The organism is Synechococcus sp. H55.10, from assembly GCF_047502715.1.
Lineage (GTDB): Bacteria > Cyanobacteriota > Cyanobacteriia > Thermostichales > Thermostichaceae > Thermostichus.
On the sequence record NZ_JANSJJ010000197.1, the window covers coordinates 1 to 632 of the forward strand.

1 protein-coding gene is annotated in these 632 nt (G+C 54.6%); it reads right to left on the minus strand.

What is annotated here, in order from left to right; all coding sequences use genetic code 11:
- Positions 1–158: 158 nt before the first annotated feature.
- Positions 159–632, minus strand: a 474-nt coding sequence (gene cbiT, locus NW858_RS11510) for a precorrin-6Y C5,15-methyltransferase subunit CbiT (protein WP_414520545.1), incomplete at its 5' end; no start/stop codon positions are given.

Genomic DNA, 632 nt, shown 5'->3' on the forward strand with positions numbered 1-632 from the left:
TGGTATAAGAGCAAATGGAAGTCTGCAATCTAGAAATATCGGCATAGCTTAAGGTTTGCACTTTGCCCATCTCTGGAGAGCTTGGGCTAGCTCAATTTTCTTGAGCTCATTACTTTTCGAAGGGATTTGCAAAAAATGTAAACGATTTTTTATGAGATTTAGCTGGATTTTTCCCCGCTTAACACAAAGGTGGGATCCAAAGGCAGCAACAGTTGGGTGAGACCGCGGTGTTCCAGGCGGTTCACGGCCGATTGGATCACCTCCACATGATGAGCTCGCACGGCAGCCAGCCCGGTAGAGAGGCCGTAGAGCCCCTCCAGAGAGTTGGTGGTTGCCACAATCCTGCCGTTGGGCTTGAGATGGTTCCAGGAGGCCTCCAGGATCTCCCGTAGCGGATGGCCGCCTTCGATACAGATGCGATCGGGGGGCGGAGAGAGCTGGTGCAAGCAAGCGGGGGCAGTGCCCTGGATTACCTGCACGTTGTTGAGGCCGAATTTCTCGCAGTTGCTCTCGATCAGGCTAACCACCTCTGCATCTCGCTCAATGGCGATCACCTGAGCTTTGGGGCAGAGAATGGCCGCTTCGATGGCGATGGTGCCTGTCCCGGCGCCGATATCCCACAGGCAGTGGTC